Here is a 746-nt window from a genome sequence, read left to right as displayed (position 1 = left end):
GCATGACATGCTCAGGCGTTTAGGTGTCAAAAGAGAGCTCACGCCCTACCCTTCTCTATTCCTAGGATCTCAATCATTGTCACCGCTTGAAGTGACGCAGCTCTACCAAACTATCGCCAGTAATGGCTTCAACATGCCCTTAAGAGGAATTCGCGAGGTCACCAACGCACAAGGTGAAACTTTAACCCGCTACCCTTTCAAGCTTAGTCAAGTAGTTGCACCCGAGGCGATTTATTTATTACAAGAAGCACTAGTAAAGACCATGCAAACCGGCACCGGGCGCTCTGCATACAAACAACTACCAGAGCAACTGGTGGTTGCGGGTAAAACCGGCACCACTAACGATAATCGGGATAGTTGGTTCTCAGGCTACTCGGGAGATTACCTAGCAACCTTTTGGCTCGGCCGCGATGACAATAAAGAAACACACCTAACCGGCAGCAGCGGTGCCCTGCAGCTATGGAGCGACTTTATTCGCCGCATCCCTCAATATCCCTTGAGTATGGAAGCTCCTGCTAACATCCAGTACCATTGGTTTGATCAAAACACGGCTCACCTCACCGATGAACGATGCAAGGGCGCTATAGACCTTCCTGTCTGGGGTGAACCAGATACATCTGAATATCAAGCATGTAAAAATGGTTATTCATCGGTGAAAGGGTGGTTAAAATCATGGTTTTAGAAGGCCTCAGTTATTTATTAAAGGCATCTCCTCTGGCTTTAGTGCTCAGTACAGTTCTCCTACT

Annotated in this window: 1 protein-coding gene; it reads left to right on the top strand. The window is 47.9% G+C overall.

The window, feature by feature from the left end; translation table 11 throughout:
• Positions 1-682: penicillin-binding transpeptidase domain-containing protein (locus A3763_RS22855; RefSeq protein WP_255376639.1), on the top strand; the 682-nt coding region annotated here is incomplete at its 5' end.
• Between the last annotated feature and the right edge of the window lie 64 nt (positions 683-746).

It is taken from the genome of Oleiphilus sp. HI0128 (assembly GCF_001635365.1).
The sequence above is the reverse complement of the archived record's forward strand: the minus strand, read 5'-3'. Positions and strand labels throughout refer to the sequence as shown.